Here is a 21,348-nt window from a genome sequence, read left to right as displayed (position 1 = left end):
CAGGTTGCGGTACGAGTTGATCGCCGCGATGTTCTGGTTGACCCGCAGGCCCATAGCAGTCACTCCTTGATATACATCGAGGGCACCGGTGCTTCCGTGCTCCGGCCCGCTGTACCAATCGGTGACGACGGGGCGCTGCTGACCCGAAGAACCTCAAGAAGTGGTCAAGCCGCGACGTTGGCGCTCGACTGGCCGGTGGCCGGCAGGCCGTTCAGGTCGGTCATCGCGAGCCGCGAGCGCAGGTCACCCTTCGCGGCGACCTCGGCGTAGTAACTGGCACGGCGACGCGCGACGCAGCCGTCCGGACGCTCGGGCGTGGCGACCATGTCCGGGTCGAGCTGCGTGTTCAGGCCGTCGCGGAGCAGGCCGAGCGCCTCCGCGCGCAGCTGGGAGACCCGCGATTCGGTGACCCCGAGCTCCTCGGCGATCTCGGCCATGGGGCGCTCCTCCAGGAAGTACCCACGCACGACCGTACGGAGCCGGTCCGGCAGCGCCTCGATGGCCTGGTGCAGGTAACCGATGCGCTCCCGGTGCAGGATGAGGTCCTCGGGGCCGGCGGTGGACTCGGTGACCATGTCCTCGGCGGTGCCGGCGGTAAAGCCCTGCAGGCTGAGCACGACGGCGCGCTGCACATCCTCGTCGACCGCGGCGACCTCGTCGACGGCGATGCCGAGCGTCTGGGCGACCTCGGCGTTGGTGGGAACCCTGCCCATCGCCGAGGTGAGCTCCTGGCGGATAGTCTCGGTCTGACGGGCCCGCTGGCGCACCGACCGGCTCGCCCAGTCCAGACCGCGCAGCTCGTCTAGCAGGCCACCGCGGATGCGCATGCCGGCGAAGCGCTGGAACGGGATCCCCCGCTCCGGGTCGTAGGCCCGAGCGGCGGAAACCAGGGCGGCCAGCCCCGCCGAGGTCAGGTCGTCGCGGTTGACGTGTGCGGGCACTCTGCCGAGAAGCTCGCGGACAAGGTGACCAACCAGGGGAACGTGCTCCCGAACGAGATCTTCTAGGGCACGGTCGGTGGAGACAGCGGGCATTACCGGGGGGACCCTCCGAGCGGCACCGTGGGGGCGCGGTGCATCCGACGAACACGAATTACTTTCGGGTGCGTTGGGTGCACGGCCAGTTGCGCTCGGTTGCTATCCGGGTGCGGGTACTCGCTACCGGCCGGAAACCTCAGATGCCCGGCCCGCCTGCCGACCGGAACTGTCGACGAGAAGTGCGCAGTGCAGCGCACGCAAACCCCGAAGGAGGTGAACGGTGAGCCTGTACGAGTTGTCCACCATTCTCTGGCGTACCCGAGAACTGCTCGAGCTGCTCCTGTTCAAGCTGGAGGAGGAGCAGCTGCTGCTCGCCGCGGGCCCGTCCCGCTGGTTAGCGCACGCTACGCGTGAGGTTGAGGTCGTTCTGGAAGAGCTGCGCGCGGGCGAGGTCGCCCGGTCCGCGCACTCGCAGGCCGTCGCGCTCGCGCTGCAGCTGCCGCCGGACGCCAGCCTGGCCCAGATCGCCGACGCTGCCCCCGAACCGTGGAACGACCTCCTGCTCGACCACCGCCGCGCGTTCCTCACCCTCACCGGTGAGATCACCGCGCTCGCCGCGACGAACCGCGAGATGCTCTCCGCCGGCCAGCGGGCCGCGCGCGAGGCGCTGCTCGTGGTCGCCGGCACCGTGGAGACCTACAGCCCTCAGGGGCGTACCGTCGCCGGCGCCCGCCGTCCCAGCCTGATCGACGAGGCACTGTAATGACCAGCACCTTCAGCGGCCTGTCCACCGCCCTGAGCGCGCTCTACGCGCAGCGTCGGGGCCTGGACGTGACCGGCCAGAACATCGCCAACGCCAACACCGAGGGCTATTCGCGCCAGCGCGTCGACATGCGCGCCATCGCGTCCCAGCAGGTGCCCGCCGTCCACGCCGTATGGAGTGGCGCCGGCGCGGGCGTGGACGTCACGGCGATCAGCCGGGCGCGCGACGCCTTCCTCGAGGCCCGGGGCCGGGCCGAGCACGCCCAGGGCGCGTACCTCGACGTGCAGAAGCAGGTGTTCGGCAGCGTGGAGTCGATCTTCACCGAGCCCAGCGACACGGCCCTGCAGTCGCAGTTCGACGACTACTGGGCCGCGTGGCACGACGTCGCGAACAACCCGGGCCTGCTCGCCGCGCGCAACCAGCTGCTGGAGCGCGGCCGGGTGGTCACCGACGGTCTGAGCCGGGCGTTCGACCAGCTCGGCGCCGAGTTCACGATCAGCCGCAGCCAGCTCGAGGCGTTCGCGACCGACATCAACACCACGACGAAGACGATCGCCGAGCTCAACCAGTCGATCAACCGGGCCCAGGCCGCCGGCCTGCCGGTGAACGAGCTGGCCGACCAGCGCGACCTGCAGCTCATGCACCTCGCCGAGGTGGCCGGCACGACGGCGATCGCCCGCCCGGACGGCACCATGGACGTGCTGCTCGGCGGCTCGACACTGGTCAGCGGATCCAGCTCGCGGGAGCTCAAGGTCGGCGGCGGCACCCGCCTGGAGGACCTCGTCACCGACCCGACCGGGCAGCGCGTGTCGCTGCAGTGGGCCGACAACGGCCGGACGGCCACGGCCACGGACGGCAGGGTCGCCGCCCACCTGCAGTCGCTCAACACGATCCTGCCGGACTACGCCAACCAGTTGGACGCCATCGCGGCCTCCCTCGCGTCGTCGGTCAACCTCGCCCACGGGCAGGGCCACGACCTCAACGGCAACCCGGGCACCGCCTTCTTCACGGGCACCACCGCGAGCACCATCAAGGTCGCCATCGACGACCCGATGCTGGTCGCCGCGTCGTCCCAGGCGGGCGCCCCCAACCTCGACGCCGGCAACGCCGACGCCCTGGCCGCCCTGGGTCAGAAGACCGACGGCGCCGACTCGGCCTACCGCCGGCTCGTGGCCGGCCTGGGCGTGCAGTCGCAGAGCGCGGCCCGCCGCGCCGAGATCCAGGCCGCCGTGGAGACCGAGATCGACGTTGCGCGCAGCTCGCAGTCGGGTGTGAACCTCGACGAGGAGATGACCAACCTGCTGGCCTACCAGCGGGCGTACGAGGCCGCGTCGCGCGTGTTCAACAGCATCGACGAGACCCTCGACACCCTCATCAACCGGACCGGCTGAGCGAAGGACTAACGATCATGCAGAACCGCATTACCGAGAGCTCGATCTCGGCCCGCGTGCTGTCCGGCCTGCAGGCCAACCTGAACAAGATGGGCCGGCTGCAGGAGCAGCTCTCCAGCGGCAAGCTCATCGCGCGCCCGTCGGACTCCCCGACCGGTACGGTCGCCGCGATGCGCCTGCGCACGGACATCCGCACGGCCGAGCAGTACGCCCGCAACATCGACGACGGCCTCGGCTGGCTGTCGACGGCGGACCAGACGCTCACCGGCACCCTCCCGCAGCTCAACCGGGTCCGCGACCTGGTCCTGCAGGGCAAGTCGACCGGCGCCGCCAACACCGTCGACTCGCGCGAGGCGCTGGCCACCGAGGTGGAGCAGATCCGCGACTCGTTGATCAACCTCGCCAACACCCGGTACCTGGACCGGCCGATCTTCGGCGGCACGACCACGGGCACCGTCGCGTTCGACGCCAGCAGCCCGTACGACTTCACCGGCACGCCGGGCGTGGTTGAGCGGCGGATCGGCGACAACGCCAAGGTGCAGGTGAACCTCGACGCGACCGAGGTCTTCGGCGCGAACGGCAACAACATGTTCACCATGCTCACCGATATCGCGGACAAGCTGCGCACGGCTCCGGAGAGCCTGAGCTCGAGCCTGGACGCTCTCGACAACACGCGGACCACCATCACCACGCAGCTCGCGGAGGTCGGCGCCCGGTACAACCGGTTGACGACCATGCGGGACACCGGGGCTGAGCGTATTATTACGCTGAAGTCGCAGTTGTCCGACTTTGAGGACATCGACCTGCCCAACACGATCATGGAAGTCCAACTGCAGCAGACGGCGTACCAGGCGGCACTCGCCGCCACCGCCAAGGTGGTGCAGACCTCCCTGGTCGACTTCCTGCGGTGACCAACAGTTCGGTGAGGAGCACCACCATCTCCGAGGAAACCACCACGACGCTGCCGGTGATCGAGTTCGTGACCCCGCTGCCGGGATTCCCCCGGCACCGGAGTTTCATGCTCGTCCGGCTCGACGACGACGGCCTGCTCTACGAGCTGGCCAGCGTCGACGATCCGGAGCTGCGCTTCGTGGTGGTGCCTCCCGCGCCGTTCTTCCCCGAGTACACCCCGGAGGTATCCGAGGAGTCGCTCGAGCTGCTCGGGATCACGGCGGCGGAGGTCGACCAGCTCCTGACGCTGCTCGTGGTGACGGTCGGGTCGACCCCGTCGCGCACCACGGCGAACCTGCTCGCCCCGATCCTCATCGACCCCGTGCGGCTACGGGCCCTGCAGGTCATCCTCGCCGGCACGGACAATCCGGTGCGCGCGCCACTGCGGTCCGCGGCGTAGGGTCGCGGACATGCTCGTCCTGACCCGCCGCCCCGGCGAGAGCATCATGGTCGGCGACGATGTGGTGATCACCGTGCTGGAGGTGCGCGGCGACGTGGTCCGCGTGGGCATCGCCGCGCCCCGCAGCGTCCAGGTGCACCGCGAGGAGATCTACCGCGAGCTGCAGGCGGCCAACCGGGAGGCCGCCTCCCCCAGCAAGGCCGCCGTGGACAGCCTGTCCCAGCTCCTACGCCCCTAGCGGGAACGTGCCGCGCCGCCACTGCCAGTGGCGGCCGGCCTTCAGGTGGTCGACGACCGCGCGCTCGAGCACGGTGCGACGCGGCAACTGGTCGAGCGGCGTGGTCAGGCTGCGGAACGTGAACCGCAGGACCTCGACGTCACAGTCGATCCCTTCCGGCTGCTCGTAGGGCTCCAGCTCGAACCTCCGCTGGAACCGGACGATGTTGCTGTCCTCGGGCAGGTACTCCCGCAGCTGCGGGTCGAGCAGCCACGAGCCGCACGCGAACGCCGTGTAGCGCTCGTCGGGAAAGTGGCGCGGGAAGAACGCGCGGGCCGCGTCGAGCGACGCGTCGATCGCCTCCGGGGTCAACGGCCCCGACTCGGGGATGTGCAGGCCGATCTCGGTGCCGTCACCGCGGTGGTGCTGCAGCCGGCCCAGCTCGTAGAGGCCGCCGCGCGCGTGCAGCGTCAGCCAGGCCTGCATGACGGGCCAGCCCTCGCCGCGCATCCGCCGGTCGATCGCGAGATTGCGGCCCAGGTCCGCGAGGGTCATCCAGGACACCTCGTCGGTCACGCCGTGGTCGCGGTGATACTCCCTGACGACGTCGGTCAGGGCCAGGTAGGCGTACACGTAGAGATGCCGCCAGGCGGGGCCCCGGTCACGCGGCAGCTCCGGACCGGGCGCCAGCCAGCCGTGGCCCCCGAGGTCGGCGCGGACCAGGGCGATCGAGCGGTCGAGCAGCCAGCGCAGCTCCGGGGTCCACAGCGGGGAGTCGGGGTCCGGCCAGCCCGCCATGATCTCGGCGGCGTCGTCCGGCCGCACCGCGAGCCGGTCGAGGATCGCGGGCGCGTCGGCCCTGGCGGGCAGCGGAGCCGACGGCCGGTCGCCGGCGAGCCGGTGCACCCGGTCGACGTCCTCGACAGGCACCCCGAGCCGGGCGGCGACGTCGGCTGGATCCACGCCGACGACCCTACCGGACCCGGGGGCGCACAACCATGATCCGCTAGCCCTGCTGCCGACGCACGATCTCGGCGATCCAGATCGGCGCGAACGGGGACGTGCAGTTCGGCGGCGTCGGGTAGTCCTTGAGGACCTCCAGCCGCTCGCCGATGTCGATCGCCCGGGGACGCAGCCCGACGTGGTCGATGCCGATCTGGGCCAGGCAGTGGTTCATCGCCCACTGCAGCCGGTCCGGGGCGTCCTTCATCTCCGCCTCGATGGTGTCGAGGAGCCCGTCGAGGTCGAGTCCCTCGGGCTTTTTCGCGACGCGTTCGGTGGTCAGCGCCCAGCCGGCGCTCGCGATCACCGGATCCGGGTCGGCGAACCAGGCCACGCGCAGCTCCTCCGCGTGCGGGCTCTTCTTCACCACGTAGTTCACGAGCCAGTCGTGCACCTTCGGGGTGCGCGACGCGCGCAGCATGGCGTCCAACTCGGCCCGGTCGAACGCCCTGGGGCGGCAGATCAGCAGCGCCAGCAGCCGTGCCGCGCTGTCGTCGGTGTCCCACAGCTCGCGGGCGAGGTCCTGCTGCGTCTTCAGCCGCTTCGCGATCGCGCGCAACTGGCCGAGGTTCACCCCGTGGTCGTCGCCGTGCTTCTCGTTCACCGCGCGCATCTTCGGGTCCTCGAGCGCCGCCAGCTCGGCGAGCAGTCCGGTCACCGTGGTATCAGCCACCTCAACCTCCTACGGCGCGTGGAACAGTCGGTCGGCCGTGGCCCGGGCCCGCCGGGTCACGCGCAGGTACTCGTCGAGGAACTCCCCCGGGTCCGAGCCCGCCGGCCGGCCCAGCACCCGGGCCACGGCGGCCAGCTCGGCGCCCTGCCGCGGCAGCTGGTCGGTCGGCCGTCCCCGGACCAGCATGAGGGCGTTGCGCACCCGGGTCGCCAGGGTCCACGCCGAGCTCAGGGCCACCTCGTCCGCCTCGGACACCAGCTCCGCCAGCCGGGCCGCCGCGAGAGCCTGGAGAGTACGGGTGCTCCGCAGGCCCGGCACCGAGTGCCCGTACCGCAGTTGCAGGAGCTGGACCGTCCACTCGATGTCGGCGAGGCCGCCCCGGCCCAGTTTCGCGTGCGTGGCCGGGTCGGCGCCGCGCGGCAGCCGCTCGGTGTCCACCCGCGCCTTGATCCGGCGGATCTCCACGATCTGCTCGTGGCTGAGGCCGGCGTCCGGGAAGCGCACGCGGTCGGCCAGCGCCAGGAACCGGGCGCCCAGCTCCTCGTCGCCGCAGACGAACCGGGCCCGCAGCAGGGCCTGCGCCTCCCATACGCGCGACCACTTGGCGTAGTACCGCTCGTACGCGGCCATGCTGCGCACCAGCGGCCCCTGCCGCCCCTCGGGCCGCAGGTCCGCGTCGATGCCCAGCGGCGGCTCGGGCGCCGGGGCGGACAGCAGCCGGCGCAGCTCCTCGGCGATGGCCAGGGCATGGCCGCTCGCGGCGTCCTCCGCCATGCCCGGCAGCGGCTCGTAGACGAACAGCACGTCGGCGTCGGAGGGGTAGCTCATCTCGGCCCCGCCGAGGCGCCCCATGCCGATGATCGCGAAGGGTAGGTCGGAGGCTCGTACCCTGGATTTGGTGGCCCGCAGCGCGGCCGCGAGCGTGGCGTCGGTGACGTCGGCGAGCGCCTGACCCACCTCGGCGGCGTCGAGCCGCACCGTGGACAGCGGCGCGCCGTTGGGCGGCGCGCCCGCCGCGAGGCCGCCGAGGATGTCCGCGCAGGCGATACGGAACAGCTCGCGGCGACGCAGGGCGCGCACCGCGCTGACCGACGCGCCCGCGCCGAAGTGCCGGTCGGCGGCGGCGAAGAAGCCGTCCAGCAGCGACTCGCGGGTCCGCGCGGCCAGCTCGCCGTCGTCGGCCAGCAACCGTAGCGCCTCCGGGTCGCGCACCAGCAGCTCGGTGATGTAGCGCGACAGGCTCAGCAGCCGGGCCAGGCGCAGCGCCACCGGGCCGCCGTCGCGCATCAGCCGCAGGTACCACGGCGTGCCGCGCAGCGTGTCGGAGACCTGCCGGTAGGCGAGCAGGCCCCGGTCGGGCTCGGGCGCGTCGGCGAACTCGCTCAGCAGCACCGGCAGCAGCGTGCGCTGGATCGCCGCGTAGCGGGACACGCCGCCGGTGAGCGCCTCCAGGTGGCGCAGCGCGCCGGACGGGTCGGCGAAGCCGAGCACCTCCAGCCGCGCGCCGGCCTCCGTGGGGGTCAGCCGCAGATCCTCGTTGGGGACCCGGGCCACCGCCTCCAGCAGCGGCCGGTAGACCAGCTTGGAGTGCAGCCGGCGTACCTCCTGCGCGTGGGTGACCCACGCGGTGCGGAACTGCTCGACGGCGTCGGCGTGCGGGTCGGTGCGGTAGCCCAGCGCGTGCGCGAGCCAGCGCAGCGCCTCCGGATCGGTCGGCACGGTGTGCGTGCGCTGCAGGCGTTGCAGCTGCAGGCGGTGCTCGACGGTGCGCAGGAACCGGTAACCCTCGACCAGGGCGTCGCCGTCGGCCCGGCCGACGTACCCGCCGCCGGTCAGCGCGCGCAGCGCGTCCAACGTGGACGGTGAGCGCAGCGACTCGTCGGCCCGGCCGTGCACCAGCTGCAGCAGCTGCACCGCGAACTCGATGTCGCGCAGCCCGCCCGGGCCGCGCTTGATCTCCCGGTCGAGCTCCTTGCGGGGTACGTTCTCGATGATGCGCCGGCGCATGGCGCGCACGTCCTCGACCACGTCGGGACGCTCGGCGGCCCGCCACACCAACGGTTGCAGCGCCTCGAGCCATTCGGCGCCCAGCGCCAGGTCACCGGCGGCCGGGCGGGCCTTGAGCAGGGCCTGGAACTCCCAGGTGCGCGCCCACCGCTTGTAGTACGCCACGTGCGAGGCGAGCGTGCGCACCAGCGGGCCGCGGCTGCCCTCGGGCCGCAGGTTCGCGTCGACCTGCCAGGCCACCTGACCGCAGATCACCATGAGCCGGCTCGCGATCGCCTGGCCCGCGCTGAGGTCGTCGTCGCCGGCCACGACGAAGATCACGTCAACGTCGCTGACGTAGTTCAGCTCGCGGCCGCCGCACTTGCCCATGGTCACCACGGCCAGTCGCGGCGCCCGGCCACCACGCTCCGACACCGCCAGCAGGTACGCGGCGCGCAACGTCGCGTCGGCGAGCGTGGAGAGCCGGGCCATGGACTGTTCCAGGTCGGCCGCGCCGGTCAGGTCGGCGCCGGCGATGCGCAGCACCGCGCCCCGGTACGCCCGCCGCAGCGCGGCCGGCGAGTCGATGGCGGACCCGGCGAACGGGTCGCTGTCCAGCGTCCGGTCCGGCGCGGCGACCAGGCCGAGCTCGCCGGGGTTGGCGACGAGGTCGTCGCCCAGCGCCGTGGACGCCCCGAGAACGGCCGTGACGCGCCGGCGCAGCCGCTCGTCCGCGCGCAGCGCCTCGACGGGCGGGGCCAGCCCCAGCCGGGTGGTCATCTCGGCCAGCCGGACCAGCTGGCGCAGCGCCAGGTCGGGGTCGGCAGCCGCGCCCAACGCGGTCAGCACGTCGCCGGCCGCGGCGTCGACGGGCCGCTGCTCCGCCTCGTCCCAGAGCCCGAGCCCGCCGCTGGCCAGCGACCGGGCGGCGAGAACGGCATCGGCGAAGCCGTACCGGGCCAGCCGGCCAGTGGCGCTGGTGGGTCGAGTCACGTTCAGTGGCCCAGCAGCGGCAGCGGCCGGCCGGTCACCGAGGCGCCGGCCAGCTCCCCACGAACCACCGCGGCGAACCGTTCCGCGAACGGGCGCCAGGCCTCCTCCAGGTCGACCATGGCCGCCTCGGTGCGGTCCAGCAGCCCCTCCGGGTCGATGCGGCACTCCTTCAACAGCCCGATCGAGTCCAGGGCCCAGGAGGCCACCATCTGGGTGTCGCACTCGATGTGGAACTGCACGCCCCATGCCTTGTCGCCCAGCCGGAACGCCTGGTTCGCGTAGTTCGTCGAGGCCGCCAGCAGCGTCGCCCCGACGGGCAGCGCGACGATCTCGTCGGTGTGCCACTGAAGCACGTCCATGAGCATCGGCGTGCTCGCGAAGAGCGGGTCGTCGTCGGCCTTGTCCCGCTTGGCGACGAGTCGCGGCCCGATCTCGGGGCCGGCCGCCGCGGGCTCCACCACCCCGCCGTGCGCCTGGGCGAGCAACTGCGCGCCGAGGCAGACCGCGAGCGTCGGCACGCTGTGCCGGACCGCCTTGCGCAGCAGCGACTCCAGCGCCGGGAACCACGCCGCGGCGGGGTCGGCGTCCGGGTCGTCGTAGGCGCTCTGCTCGCCGCCGAGCACCACCAGGCCGGCGACGCCGTCGAGGTCGGCCGGCAGCGGGTCGCCGGCGTGCGGGCGTACCACCGAGAGGGTGAGGCCCGCGGCCGTGAGCCAGTCGCCCAGCCGCCGCACGTCGTCGGTCGGGTCGTTCTCGATCACCAGAGTCAGGCCGGTCATGGTGCAAAGGCTATCGAGATTAAGCTTCGGCGCCATGGCCGACCTCACGACCGCCGTCCGGCCGGCCGCTCTGCGTCCGGGTGACCGGGTCATGCTCGTCTCACCCTCCGGACCGACGCGGCCGGAGCGGGTGGCGCGGGGCGTCGAGTTGCTCACCGAATGGGGCCTGTCGGTCGCCGTCGCACCGAATGTCTACGCCCGGTCCGGCTACCTCGCCGGCTCCGACGCCGAGCGGCTGGCGGACCTGATGACCGCCCTCGGCGACCCCGAGGTGCGCGGCGTGGTCTGCACCCGGGGCGGCTACGGCGCGCAGCGCATCGTCGACGGCATCGACATGGCGGCGGTCCGCGCCGACCCCAAGATCGTCGTCGGCTTCTCCGACATCACCGCGCTCCAGCTCGCCCTCTGGCGCGGCGCGCGGCTGGCCAGCGTCCACGGCCCCGGCGCCGCCTGGCTGGAGGAACGCACGGGCCCCGACTCCGTCGCCGCCCTGCGCCACGCGCTCATGGACCCGACTCCCGTGGAGATCTCCGCGCGCCCCGACGAGGAGACTTCGGGGGTACGCGTTCCCGGCGCGCCGGTCACCGGTCCCCTGCTCGGCGGCAACCTGTGCCTGCTGACGGCGTCGCTCGGCACCCCCGACTTCCCGGACCTGTCCGGCGCGATCCTGTTGGTCGAGGACGTGGCCGAGCCGCCGTACAAGGTCGACCGGATGCTCACCCACCTGCGCCGCGCCGGCGTGCTGGACGGCGTGGCGGGCGTGGCGGTCGGCCAGTTCACCGACTGCGCCGACGACTGGTCCACCACGATCGTCGACTGCCTGCTCGATCGGCTGTCCCCGCTGGGCGTCCCGGTCCTGGGCGGCCTCCCGATCGGCCACGGCCGCGACCAGATCGCCGTCCCCTTCGGCACGCCGGCAACCCTGGACACGACGACGGCGACCCTGACGGTCACCCCCGCCATCCACTGACGCCGCTGGCCGTCCTGGTCCGGAGATCGTTGTCTCCGGTACGAACGTGCGGTCCAATCACCGCCTGTCCCAGCAAGCCGACGTTTGGACCGCGAGGCAGGTAATTTCGCGCTGAGTTCCAGGCGTAACGGTCCAAACGCTGGCAGGTCCTGTGGGTCAGCCCTTAGCGGGTGGCGGTGTAGACGGCGAAGGTGGGGTTGGACAGGAGGGGGGTCCAGTAGGCGGCGCCCTTCTCGGCGATCAGGTCGTCGGTGATCGTCGTCGGCACGCGGCGGACGTCGGTGAGGCCGGCGCGGTCGAGGGCCGACTCGATGGCGCCGGGCGGCCAGGTGAAGCCCTCGAAGTCGATCGGCGGGTCGCCGGGGATGTGCACCGCGTACCCCTGGCGGCCGAGGGACTCGGCCGTCCTCGTCGCCGAGATGCCGTACGCCGGCAGGATGTCGAGGCCGTCCCAGTCGATCTCCGGGTTGGGGACGAGGACGACGAACGTGCCGCCCGGCGCCAGGTTGGCGACCAGCTTGCCGAGCATGAAGTCGAGCGCCTCGACGCCCGGCGCGTAGCCGAGCAGCCACACGGCGGTCACCACGTCGAACGATCCGAGGACGGGCAGCTCGCCCCGTCCACTATAGACACGGTGGATCACCGGGGCACTGGCCCGTTCGTGCCGGAGATGACCGTCGCGTAGAGGTCCTCGGACGTGGCCGTCGCCGCGCGCAGGCCGGCGCGCGCCATGATGCCGACGGCGGTCGCCGCCTGGCGCTCGCTGGACTCCACGAACAGGTGCCCGCCCGGCGCCAGCCACAAGGACACGTCGTCGGCCACCCGCCGCAGCACGTCGAGCCCGTCGTCGCCGCCGTCGAGGGCCACCCGCGGCTCGTGGTCGCGCGCCTCCGGCGGCATCAGGGCCACCTCGTCGCTGGGTACGTACGGCACGTTGGCGACGAGCACGTCGACCCGCCCGCGCAGCGTCGCCGGGAGCGCGCCGAACAGGTCACCCTCATAGACGCCGGCCGCGACGCCGGCCAGGTTGCGCCGCGCGCACCGCACGGACGCCGGGTCGACGTCGGCGGCGTGCAGTTGGACGCCGGCCACCATTGTCGCGAGCGCGGCGCCGATCGCCCCCGAGCCGCAGCACAGGTCCACCACCACGGCGCCCGGCCGCGTCACGGACGCCGCCCGCTCGACGAGGAAGGCGGTGCGCTGCCGGGGCACGAACACGCCGGGAGCGACCGCGACGCGCAGCCCTCGGAACTCCGCCCAGCCCACGACGTGCTCCAGCGGCTCGCCGGCAACCCGCCGGGCGGCCATGGCGGCGAGGTCCGCCCCACTGGACGCGGCGGCCACCAGCAGCGCGGCCTCCTCCTCGGCGAACACGCAGCCGGCCGCCCGCAACACGGCGACCAGGTCGGACAGGGTTTCGGATGACGGTGACACCGCCGCCAACGCTACTCCAGCCGTAAGGTGGCGGCATGACCGAGCGGAGCGAGGTGGCGGCATGACCGCGTCAGTTGACCCGCGGGTGCTGCACGACCAGTATGCCGAGCCGTCGCGGCTGTCGGCCCGGCAGGCGGTGTGGCAGTTCCGCACGGGACCGTCGCTCCTCGACGCGATCCTCGACCGCGCGGCTCCTCGCCCGGGGGCGACGGTCGCCGACGTCGGCTGCGGTAACGGCCGGTTCCTCGCCGACCTGCGCCGCCGGGGCCACACCGGGCCGCTGCTCGGCCTGGACCACTCGGCGGGCATGGCCCGCGCCTCGGCGGCGTACGCGTCGACGGCGGTCGCCGACGCCCAGGCGCTGCCACTGCGCGACGACAGCGTCGACGTGGCGTTGTGCCTGCACATGCTCTACCACGTGCCGGACATCGGCCGGGCCGTCGCCGAGCTGCGCCGCGTCGTCCGCCCCGGCGGGACGGTGGTCGTGGCGACCAACGGCGACGGGCACGCCGACGAGATCCGGCTGATCCTCGCCGAAGCGGTCCGCGCCGTGGTCGGCGTCGACGCGACCCTCGAGTGGTCGAACACCCGCTTCAACACCGGACACGCCCGCGCGGCGCTCGCGGGGGCGTTCGATGAGGTGGACGTGCACGAGCACGTCGGCACGTCCGTCGTCCCGGACGAGGCGCTCATCCGGGGCTACGCGGCGAGCTGGCCGCCGGAGGCGGTGGGCCTGACCGCCGGGCCGACCTGGTCGGCGGTGCTGGCCGAGACGGAACGCGCCGTCGCGGCCCACTTCGCCGACCGCCCGACGTTCGACCTCACCAGCCGCGCGTCCGTGCTGACCTGCCGCTAGGTCAGCCGGTGGCGCGGTGCCGCCAGGCGTGGTGCAGCGCCTCGATGGCCGCGTTGATCGCGGGTCGGGCGCCGGACGCGGTCCGCCAGGCGACCCCGACCCGCCGCGTCGGCACCGGCTCGACCGGCACGACGGCGACGCCGGCCGGCAGGCTGGTGCGCGCGAGCCGCGGGATGACGGCCACACCCAGCCCGGCCGCGATGAGCGTCAGTTGCGTCTCGAACTCGTCGACGTGGAACGCCGGCCACACGTCGGGCATAACCCGGGTGAACCAGTCGTGGCAGATGGAGCCGGGCGTCGACGCGACCCACCGCTGTCCCACCACGTCGGTCAGCCGCACCGGCCCGCCGCCCGCGAGCGGGTGACCCACGGGCACCACGAGGTCGGCGACGTCCGGGCCCAGTTCCGACTGCGAAACACCGGCCGGCAGCGAAATCCGGGCCTCCGGCCACTCGTCGATCACCGCCACGTCGGCTTCGCCGCGCGCCACGAGGTCCAGGCTGATCGCGTTGCCGCACTCCCGCAGCGCCGGCTCCAGCCCGGGGTGCTCGCCGAGCAGCCGCGACAGGGCGACGGGCGCGAGGCTGCGGCACGCGGTCGGGAACGCGGCGATGACGAGCCGCCCGGTGACGGTGTCGTGGTGCGCGGCGAGCGCGGCCTCGGCCTCCTCCACGGCGGCGAGGACGTTGGCCGCGTGCCGCACGAGCACCCGGCCCGCCTCGGTGAGCCGCAGCCCGCGCCCGTCCTTCTCGAGCAACGCGCTGCCTGTCTCGCGCTCCAGCTTGGCGAGGTGCTGCGAGACGGCCGACGGGGTGAGGTAGAGCGCCCGGGCGGCGCCGGTCACGGTGCCGTACGTGGCGACGGCGTGCAGCGCGCGCAACCGGGCGAGGTCAATCATGCAGCGACGCTACATCGTCCGTAAAGAACAACGCGCTGGTGCTTAACGATCGCCGGTCACACAGTGACGGCATGAACGAGCGAAGCGAGCGAATCATCAGCGTCGGCATGAGACCAAGGCACATCGCCCTCGCCGTCGCGGTCGCCGCCGCGTGGGGATTCAACTTCGTCATCATCGACGTCGGTCTGGACGAGTTCCCGCCGCTGCTGTTCTCCGCGCTGCGGTTCGCGCTCGCCGCGTTCCCGGCCGTGCTGCTCGTGGGGTCGCCTGGGGTGCCGTGGCGGTGGGTGTTCGCCGTCGGGGCATCGCTCGCGGTGACGAAGTTCTCGCTGCTCTTCCTCGGCATCGACGCGGGCATGCCGGCCGGGCTGTCGTCCGTGGTCCTGCAGAGTCAGGCGATCTTCACCGTGCTCTTCGCCGTACTCCTGCTGGGGGAACGGCCGACGCGGCGGCAGGTCGCGGGGCTCGGGGTGGCCACCGCGGGCATCGCGGTGGTCGCGGTCCGGTTGGGGCCCGACCGGCCGGCGGGGGCGTTCGCCATGGTGCTGGGCGCGGCGGTGTGCTGGGGCGTGGCCAACGTCGCGATGCGCCGCGCGGCGCCGCCGGACACGCTGGCGTTCATGGTCTGGGTCAGCGCCACCGCACCCCTGCCGTTGCTGGCGTTGTCGCTGCTCACCGAGGGTCCGGCCGCGGACCTGGCGGCGCTGCGCGGCATCGACTGGACCGGCGCGGGCGCGCTGCTCTACATCGCGGGGATCTCCACGCTCGCCGGGTTCGCGGCGTGGGGCGCGCTGATCCGCCGCTACGGCGCCTCGGCGGTCGCGCCGTTCTCCATGTTCGTGCCGTTCTTCGGGGTGGCGTCGACCGCGCTGTTGCTCGGCGAACCGGTCCACGCCACCGATGTCGTGGGCGGCCTGCTGGTCGTGGGCGGCGTGCTGGCCGGGGCGGTGCGGCTCCGCGTAACAAAACCAGAACTTCAACCGCAATGAGTACGGATATGCTGTCGCGATGTTGATCCTGGTCGCGCGGCGCACCCGCTGATGCCCGCCGACCCGAGGCTGGTCCACGCCCGCAACTTCGCCGAGATCGGCCGCAACGCCGACGCCGAGCGGCTGCTGCGGGAGGTGCTCGCCGCCCGACCCGCCGACGCGCACACGCTCGCCCTGCTGTCCTATGTGCTGCGTCAGCTCGGCCGCTACCGCGAGGCCCGGCGGGTCGCCGACGAGGCCATCGCCATCGCGCCGGACGACCCCGAGCCGCACCTGCAGCGCGGCGAGGCCCTGCTCGAGCTGGGCCGCTTCCGGCACGCGCTGGACTCGGCCCGGGAGGCGGTGCGCCTCGCGCCGCAGCGCCCGCGCGAGCAGTTGCTGCTCGCCCGGGCGCTGTCCGACCGCGACCAGCACGACGAGGCCCGCCGCGTCGCGGAGTCCGCCATCGCGTTGGACCCGCGGCACGCCCAGGGCCACTTCGTGCTGGCCGGCGTGGAGTGGAACGCGCGCCGCCTGGCCGAGGCCGAACGCGCCGCGCGACGTGGGCTGGAGCTGTCCCCCACCAACGCGCAGGGCCGCTGGCTGCTCGCGATGATCGACGCGAAGCGGTGGCGCGTGCGGCGCTCGGTGCGCGCCCTCACCGAGGTCGCCGGCGAGCAACCGACCGAGCGCCCCGGCTACCTGCTGTGGCCGCTGGAGGCCGGCGCGTTCGGGCTGCGCTGGTGGCTGGCGCCGGCCGCCCTGCTCGTGCTGATCGCCACGAACGTCGGGATGCCGTCCGTGCTTGTCGGGGCGCGGATCGGCGGCACGGTCATCGTGCTCGCGGCCACCGCCATGGTCCTCCGGATCTTCGCGGCTGCCGGTCCGGCGCCGTGGCACGCCTTACGGACGGTGTCGCGGTGGCGACGCCGCGCGATCGTCAGCGGCCTGGCGTGCACCGGGCTGACCGTCGTGTGTCTCGCCACGTTCGCAGCAGTCGCGCCCCGGTGGCCGGTCGTGACCCTCGCCGTCGTCGCCGCGGCCGGACTGTGGCCCGCGAAGCTCGTCGACTACTGGGGCCGGCTGGACGACGAGCCCGAGATCCGCGCCGCGTTCGGCGCCGACCTACGCGACTGGGTCGCCGAACTGCGCCGGTGGTGGCGTCAGACCCGGGCCAGCCTGCGCGACGCCTGGCACGACACGGACACCACGCCCCGCGACGACCAGGTCACCAGGGCACCCGGCGCCGGGGTCGAGCAGCATAATGGCCCAGCATGAGCGATCCCCTCATCGACAGCATCGGCCAGGCGGTCGAGGCGCGCCCCGATGACCTGCCGTTGCGCCTGCACCTGGCCGAACTGCTCCTGGCGGCCGGACGCAACGCGGAGGCGGTGGCGCATCTGGGCGTGGCGCTCCAGCACGACCCGCGCCATCCGCAGGCCGTCGCGCTCATGACCCGGGCCCTGAGCTCGGCCGTGACCCCGGCCGCCGAGCCTCCCAAGGCCGCCGAGGTCGACTGGGCGTCGCTCGAGACGCAGTTCGCCGACGCCGTTCCGCCCCGGTTCGTCTCCGCCGGGTCGACGCCCGACCCGGTGGCCGGGGACGAGGACCGGATCGTCGACGTCGAGACCTCCGGTGTCCGGCTCGCCGACGTGGGCGGCATGGACGCCGTGAAGCGCCGGCTCGAGCTTGCCTTCCTCGCCCCGCTGCGGGACGAGAAGCTGCGCGCGATGTTCGGCAAGAGCCTGCGCGGCGGCCTGCTGCTCTACGGCCCGCCCGGCTGCGGCAAGACGTTCCTGGCCCGCGCGGTGGCGGGCGAGATGGGCGCGAGGTTCATCTCCGTGTCCGTCGTCGACGTGCTCGACATGTGGCTCGGCAGCTCCGAGCGCAACCTCCACGGCATCTTCGAGGCGGCCCGGCGCAACGCCCCGTGCGTGCTGTTCATCGACGAGATCGACGCGCTCGGCCACAAGCGCAGCCACATGCAGTCCACCAGCATGCGCACGACCGCCAACCAGCTCCTCGCCGAGCTGGACGGCGTCGACGGCACCAACGAGGGCGTGTTCGTGCTCGCCGCCACCAACGCGCCCTGGGACATCGACCCCGCGCTGCGCCGGCCGGGCCGGCTCGACCGCACGGTGCTCGTCGTGCCGCCGGACGCGCCCGCCCGCGCGGCGATCCTGACCTACCACCTGCGCGACCGGCCGATCGCCGGCATCGACCTCGACCGGATCGTCGCGGCCACCGACCTGTTCTCCGGCGCGGACCTCGCCCACCTCTGCGAGAGCGCGGCCGAGTTCGCCATGGCCGAGTCGATCGTCTCCGGCACGGTCCGCATGATCGAGCAGCGGGACTTCGACGCGGCGCTGCGCGAGGTGCGGGCGACCACCGGCCCGTGGCTGAAGTCCGCCCGCAACGTGGCCATGTTCGGCAACGACGCCGGCGCCTACGACGACCTGATCGCCTATCTCAAGCAGCACAGGCTCCACTAGGGAGCGTCACCACGGTTCTTTCCGTCGACCGCCGGCGTCGCTGCCATGTCGCCGAGGGTAGGACCCCCGCGAAATACGTTGTCCGATAAGGCGTCCTGCGCCGATCATCTATGTCGTGCGTACTCCCCGGCAGTTCTCCCCTGAGCTCGGCGCCCACGGCGCCGCGCCCGAGTCGGTGCTGCCCATTGTCATGACCCTGGACGACACCGACTCCCCCCGTGATGTCATCGACGCCCTGGCGCTCGCCCCGTTCGCGGCGGGCCACCAGCCGTTCGCGAAGACCGTCGAGCTGAGCAACGTCCGCGCGGACGCGAGCCTGCTCCCGCCCGACGTGACCGTGCTGCGGGAGACCGTCACCGACGACGAGCGCGCCGTCCTCGCCGTGGGCGAGGGCTGGACGCTGCGCGTCGTGCGCTGGACGCGGGCCAAGAACGCCACCCTGATCGTCACGGCCGTCACCGAGGAGCTCGGCTCCGAGATCCTGCGGCTGGCCGGCCACGACGTGACCGAGCCGCCGCCGGCGGACGACTCGGTGTCGATGGGCTTCTGGTACGTGGCGGGTCACGGCCCGACGCGCAACCCGCGCCCGATCACCACGACGACGTGGGACGACATCCGGGGCAACTACGCCACGACCGCGGCCACCCGGCTGGACCGGCTGTTCGAGCTGGACCGCGACGGCGTGCACGGCCGGCTCATGCTGCTGCACGGCCCGCCGGGCACCGGCAAGACCACGGTCCTGCGGGCGCTCGCGCACGCGTGGCGCGACTGGTGCCAGTTCGACTGCGTGCTCGACCCGGAGGCGCTGTTCAACAGCCCGTCGTACCTGATGCAGGTCGCGCTCGACCGCACCGGCGACTGCCAGTGCGCCGACAAGAAGCACGAGAAGTGGCGGCTGCTGCTCCTGGAGGACTGCGACGAGCTGATCCGCGGCGAGGCGAAGATGGCCACCGGCCAGGCCCTGTCCCGGCTGCTCAACCTCACCGACGGCCTGCTCGGGCAGGGGCGCAAGGTGCTCGTGGCGATCACCACCAACGAGGACCTGGCGCGGCTGCACCCGGCCGTCGTGCGCCCGGGCCGCTGCCTGGCCCGCGTCGAGGTGCCGGCGCTGCCGTTCGGCGAGGCCCGCGACTGGCTGGGCACGTCGGCGGGCGTGCCGGTCGACGGCGCGACGCTCGCCGAGCTGTACGCGCTGCGCGACGGGCACACGAACCTGGAGCGCGAGCCGCTGCCCAGTGGCCAGTACCTGTAGAACTGTCTCATGACCGCCGCGCCGACCCCTATGGATGATGTGAACGACGCCTTCCACGAGTTGGCGCGGCGGGAGCTGGGCAGGCACCCGGCGCCACCACGCGACCACGCCGGCGACGCCCTGCGGGCGGGCCATGCCGCCCGCGGGCGCCGCCGCGCGCGGCGGACCAGGCTGACCGAAGCGGTGCTGTCGGTTGTCCCGGCGCTCGCTCCGCTGCTGCGGCGCGGCCGTCCCGATCAACCCGACGATCGCCCGACCCAGGGCATCCTGCCTGGTGAGGGAGGCCCCGAGGCGATTCCCCGACGCGGGAAGCGCGACGACGAGGCGGACTTCGTGGCATTCGCGAAGGCGAGCGCGCACCGCCTGGAGCAGGCGGCGTACCTGATGTGCCGCGACTGGCACCTCGCTCAGGACCTGACCCAGGCCACCCTCATCAAGATCTACCTGACCTGGGCCCGGACGGGCCGCGCGGGCGACGACCGGTACCCGTACGCGCGCACGGTCCTGCTCCGCCTGCTGCTCGACCACAAGCGGCTGCGCCGCTCGTCGGAGGTGGTGGCGGACACCAACGCCTGGCCGCCCGGCATCGCCGAGGAGCCCGAACCGGCAACCCGGATCACGCTGCTCAGCGCCCTGGGCACGCTCCCGCCGCGCGACCGGGCCATCGTCGTGCTGCGCTACTGGGAGGACCAGTCGGTCGCCGCGACGGCCGAGGCGCTGGGCATCCGGGAAGAGGTGGTCCGCACCCGCAGCGCCCGCGCGCTGGCCACGCTGCGCACCCGCCTGGGCACCGACCCTGACCTGCTGGCGCACTAACGTGGAACTCGCCGCGACCAGCTCCACCGTCGTCTACCGCAACCGGTGGATGACCGTCCGGGAGGACGCGACGGTCAGCGCCGACGGGCGCGAGGGCATCTACGGGGTCGTCGAGAAGCCCGACTTCGCGCTCGTCATGCCGTACTCGGACGGGGGTTTCCACCTGGTGGAGCAGTACCGCTACCCGGTGCGGGGGCGGTACTGGGAGTTTCCGCAGGGTTCCTGGGAGGACAGGCCCGACGCGGACCCCGTGGAGCTGGCGGTCGGCGAGCTGGCCGAGGAGACCGGGCTGCGGGCCGCGACGTGCACCGTGCTCGGCCACATCTTCCAGGGGTACGGCTTCTCGACCCAGGGCTTCCACGTGGTCCTCGCGACGGACCTGACGGCCGGCGAGCCCAGCCTCGACGACACGGAGACCGGGCTGGTGAGCCGCTGGTTCGCCGAGGCCGAGCTGTGGCGGCTGGTGGCCGAGGGCCGGTTCAAGGACGGCTCGTCGCTCGCCGCGCTCGCGCTGTTCCAGCGCCACCGGGCGGACCTACGCGGCGAGTAGGCGGTCGCGATCGGCCGTGAGCCGCGCCAGGTCCCGGGCGGCCGCCTTCCGGTCGATCTCCAGCCGGGTGGTGCCGACGAGGACCCACCGCCGCGCGGCGCCCACCCGGTCCTGGGCGCGTTCGATCCGCGCGTGTTTGACCAGGTCGACCACGATGCCGTCGAGGAACATGTCGACGAACCACCGGGCGCTGATGGTGCCCATGGGCGGCGGGTCGGCGGGCCGGCCGAGGTCGGCCAGCTCGCTGGCGAAGTGGTCGAGCGACCGCTGCGCGGCCCAGGCGGCCGCCTTCGCCACCGCGAGCTGTTCGTGCTCCCAGATGTCGATGATGCCACCGACGAACAGGTCGACCTTCGACAGCAGCTCGGCCCGCCCCAACGGCAACAGCACGGCGTCCAGCGCGGTCAACGCGCCGTGACCCGCGCGCAGCGCCCGGTCGTACCGGTGCAGCACGGCGCGCAGGTCCGCGACCTGGTCGTTGAGCGCGACAAGCTCGGCGCCACGCGGATCCCCGGCGAGGTCCCGCTCGGCGTCCGCGACGGCCCGCTCGTACTCCACGAAGACGTCGCGCAGTCCGGCCAGTTCGCGGTCGACGGTCGCCCGCTCGGCGATCAGCTCCCGACGCCGCGCCCGCCGCTCCGCCAACAGCCGGTCGGCCACCTCGGCGACCGCGACCGCGCGTGTTCGCCTGGCCAGGTAACCGCCCGCGAGGCGGGCGAGCAGGGCGGCGACGCCGGCCAGGCCCAGGCGGTCGACGTCACGCCGCCGCGCGGCCGCCGCGTCGGCGAGCGGCGGCAGCTCGCGGCTGACCTCAGCGAGCCGGCGCTCGATGGCCGCCCGTCGCCGCAGAGCGTCCTCATGCCGCCTGACCCTGTCCCGCGCCGCCGCCAGCGACCCGCCATCCACCGGTCCGAGCGTACAACCCCTTCGCATAAATAGGGCTCAACAGAAACAAATGACGCAATTAGATCTGTCCACTG

22 protein-coding genes are annotated in these 21,348 nt (G+C 73.1%); 13 read left to right on the top strand and 9 right to left on the bottom strand.

The window, feature by feature from the left end; genetic code table 11:
* Positions 1-164: 164 nt before the first annotated feature.
* The gene (locus ABD211_RS22260; protein ID WP_344135225.1) at positions 165-1,034 is read right to left on the bottom strand and encodes a sigma-70 family RNA polymerase sigma factor; all 870 of its coding nucleotides are present in this window, start codon (positions 1,032-1,034) and stop codon (positions 165-167) included.
* Positions 1,035-1,257: 223 nt separating this feature from the next.
* On the opposite strand from ABD211_RS22260, the gene flgN reads away from it, so the two are divergent.
* The 5 genes from flgN to csrA are packed head-to-tail and all read left to right on the top strand — an operon-like array spanning position 1,258 to position 4,720.
* On the top strand, positions 1,258-1,740 hold the full coding sequence (gene flgN / locus ABD211_RS22255; protein ID WP_344135222.1) for a flagellar export chaperone FlgN: 483 nt from the start codon (positions 1,258-1,260) through the stop codon (positions 1,738-1,740).
* A complete protein-coding gene (gene flgK, locus ABD211_RS22250; RefSeq protein WP_344135218.1) occupies positions 1,740-3,131 on the top strand; it encodes a flagellar hook-associated protein FlgK in 1,392 nt (463 codons plus the stop codon). Before flgN ends, flgK begins: the two co-directional genes overlap by 1 nt.
* Positions 3,132-3,148: 17 nt before the next feature.
* On the top strand, positions 3,149-4,042 hold the full coding sequence (gene flgL / locus ABD211_RS22245; protein WP_344135215.1) for a flagellar hook-associated protein FlgL: 894 nt from the start codon (positions 3,149-3,151) through the stop codon (positions 4,040-4,042).
* 11 nt (positions 4,043-4,053) lie between these two features.
* Positions 4,054-4,482, top strand: a complete 429-nt coding sequence (fliW, locus tag ABD211_RS22240; protein ID WP_344135212.1) for a flagellar assembly protein FliW — start codon at positions 4,054-4,056, stop codon at positions 4,480-4,482.
* Positions 4,483-4,492: 10 nt separating this feature from the next.
* The gene (csrA, locus tag ABD211_RS22235; RefSeq protein WP_344135209.1) at positions 4,493-4,720 is read left to right on the top strand and encodes a carbon storage regulator CsrA; all 228 of its coding nucleotides are present in this window, start codon (positions 4,493-4,495) and stop codon (positions 4,718-4,720) included.
* Here csrA and ABD211_RS22230 read toward each other — a convergent pair.
* Genes ABD211_RS22230 through ABD211_RS22215 form a run of 4 tightly spaced genes read right to left on the bottom strand, consistent with a single transcriptional unit; the run spans position 4,709 to position 10,168 of the window.
* On the bottom strand, positions 4,709-5,662 hold the full coding sequence (locus ABD211_RS22230) for an acyltransferase domain-containing protein (protein WP_344135206.1): 954 nt from the start codon (positions 5,660-5,662) through the stop codon (positions 4,709-4,711). The two genes, csrA and ABD211_RS22230, sit on opposite strands and share 12 nt — an antisense overlap.
* A gap of 43 nt (positions 5,663-5,705) precedes the next feature.
* Positions 5,706-6,374 (bottom strand): DNA alkylation repair protein, encoded by a 669-nt coding sequence (locus tag ABD211_RS22225; protein ID WP_344135203.1) that lies wholly within the window; start codon positions 6,372-6,374, stop codon positions 5,706-5,708.
* Between the two features lie 9 nt (positions 6,375-6,383).
* On the bottom strand, positions 6,384-9,353 hold the full coding sequence (locus ABD211_RS22220) for a bifunctional [glutamine synthetase] adenylyltransferase/[glutamine synthetase]-adenylyl-L-tyrosine phosphorylase (protein WP_344135200.1): 2,970 nt from the start codon (positions 9,351-9,353) through the stop codon (positions 6,384-6,386).
* 2 nt (positions 9,354-9,355) lie between these two features.
* Entirely contained in the window at positions 9,356-10,168 is an 813-nt protein-coding gene (locus ABD211_RS22215; protein WP_425560490.1) for a type 1 glutamine amidotransferase, read from the bottom strand.
* On the opposite strand from ABD211_RS22215, the gene ABD211_RS22210 reads away from it, so the two are divergent.
* Positions 10,167-11,102 carry a S66 peptidase family protein gene (locus ABD211_RS22210; RefSeq protein ID WP_344135194.1) on the top strand — a complete coding sequence of 312 codons (936 nt, stop codon included), beginning with the start codon at positions 10,167-10,169 and terminating at the stop codon, positions 11,100-11,102. The genes ABD211_RS22215 and ABD211_RS22210 overlap by 2 nt on opposite strands.
* A gap of 163 nt (positions 11,103-11,265) precedes the next feature.
* Here the strand turns inward: ABD211_RS22210 and ABD211_RS22205 are convergent, their stop codons facing one another.
* Positions 11,266-11,745 carry a class I SAM-dependent methyltransferase gene (locus ABD211_RS22205; RefSeq protein ID WP_344135191.1) on the bottom strand — a complete coding sequence of 160 codons (480 nt, stop codon included), beginning with the start codon at positions 11,743-11,745 and terminating at the stop codon, positions 11,266-11,268.
* Positions 11,742-12,545 (bottom strand): putative protein N(5)-glutamine methyltransferase, encoded by an 804-nt coding sequence (locus ABD211_RS22200; RefSeq protein WP_425560489.1) that lies wholly within the window; start codon positions 12,543-12,545, stop codon positions 11,742-11,744. Before ABD211_RS22200 ends, ABD211_RS22205 begins: the two co-directional genes overlap by 4 nt.
* A gap of 52 nt (positions 12,546-12,597) precedes the next feature.
* On the opposite strand from ABD211_RS22200, the gene ABD211_RS22195 reads away from it, so the two are divergent.
* Positions 12,598-13,392 (top strand): class I SAM-dependent methyltransferase, encoded by a 795-nt coding sequence (locus ABD211_RS22195; protein ID WP_344135185.1) that lies wholly within the window; start codon positions 12,598-12,600, stop codon positions 13,390-13,392.
* A 1-nt stretch (position 13,393) separates the two neighbouring features.
* On the opposite strand, the gene ABD211_RS22190 is transcribed toward ABD211_RS22195, so the two are convergent.
* Positions 13,394-14,290: a LysR family transcriptional regulator gene (locus ABD211_RS22190; RefSeq protein ID WP_344135182.1), complete on the bottom strand. Its 897-nt coding sequence runs from the start codon at positions 14,288-14,290 to the stop codon at positions 13,394-13,396.
* Between the two features lie 71 nt (positions 14,291-14,361).
* On the opposite strand from ABD211_RS22190, the gene ABD211_RS22185 reads away from it, so the two are divergent.
* The 6 genes from ABD211_RS22185 (at position 14,362) to ABD211_RS22160 (ending at position 20,368) form a co-directional block, all read left to right on the top strand.
* Positions 14,362-15,279 (top strand): EamA family transporter, encoded by a 918-nt coding sequence (locus ABD211_RS22185; RefSeq protein ID WP_344135179.1) that lies wholly within the window; start codon positions 14,362-14,364, stop codon positions 15,277-15,279.
* Positions 15,280-15,330: 51 nt separating this feature from the next.
* Positions 15,331-16,536 carry a tetratricopeptide repeat protein gene (locus tag ABD211_RS22180; RefSeq protein WP_344135176.1) on the top strand — a complete coding sequence of 402 codons (1,206 nt, stop codon included), beginning with the start codon at positions 15,331-15,333 and terminating at the stop codon, positions 16,534-16,536.
* Positions 16,533-17,750 (top strand): ATP-binding protein, encoded by a 1,218-nt coding sequence (locus ABD211_RS22175; protein WP_344135173.1) that lies wholly within the window; start codon positions 16,533-16,535, stop codon positions 17,748-17,750. The genes ABD211_RS22180 and ABD211_RS22175 overlap by 4 nt, the downstream gene beginning before the upstream one ends.
* A 115-nt stretch (positions 17,751-17,865) precedes the next feature.
* A complete protein-coding gene (locus ABD211_RS22170; protein WP_344135170.1) occupies positions 17,866-19,002 on the top strand; it encodes a DUF5925 domain-containing protein in 1,137 nt (378 codons plus the stop codon).
* Between the two features lie 9 nt (positions 19,003-19,011).
* Complete coding sequence (locus ABD211_RS22165; protein WP_344135167.1) at positions 19,012-19,818, top strand: sigma-70 family RNA polymerase sigma factor; 807 nt, start codon at positions 19,012-19,014, stop codon at positions 19,816-19,818.
* A 1-nt stretch (position 19,819) separates the two neighbouring features.
* A complete protein-coding gene (locus ABD211_RS22160) occupies positions 19,820-20,368 on the top strand; it encodes an NUDIX domain-containing protein (RefSeq protein ID WP_344135164.1) in 549 nt (182 codons plus the stop codon).
* On the opposite strand, the gene ABD211_RS22155 is transcribed toward ABD211_RS22160, so the two are convergent.
* Positions 20,354-21,274, bottom strand: a complete 921-nt coding sequence (locus tag ABD211_RS22155; protein WP_344135162.1) for a hypothetical protein — start codon at positions 21,272-21,274, stop codon at positions 20,354-20,356. The genes ABD211_RS22160 and ABD211_RS22155 overlap by 15 nt on opposite strands.
* Positions 21,275-21,348 lie beyond the last annotated feature (74 nt).

Origin of the sequence: Luedemannella flava (assembly GCF_039528515.1) — a bacterium.
GTDB classification, from domain to species: Bacteria; Actinomycetota; Actinomycetes; order Mycobacteriales; family Micromonosporaceae; genus Luedemannella; species Luedemannella flava.
Note: the sequence above shows the minus strand (reverse complement) of the source record. Positions and strands in the feature narration are given on the sequence as shown.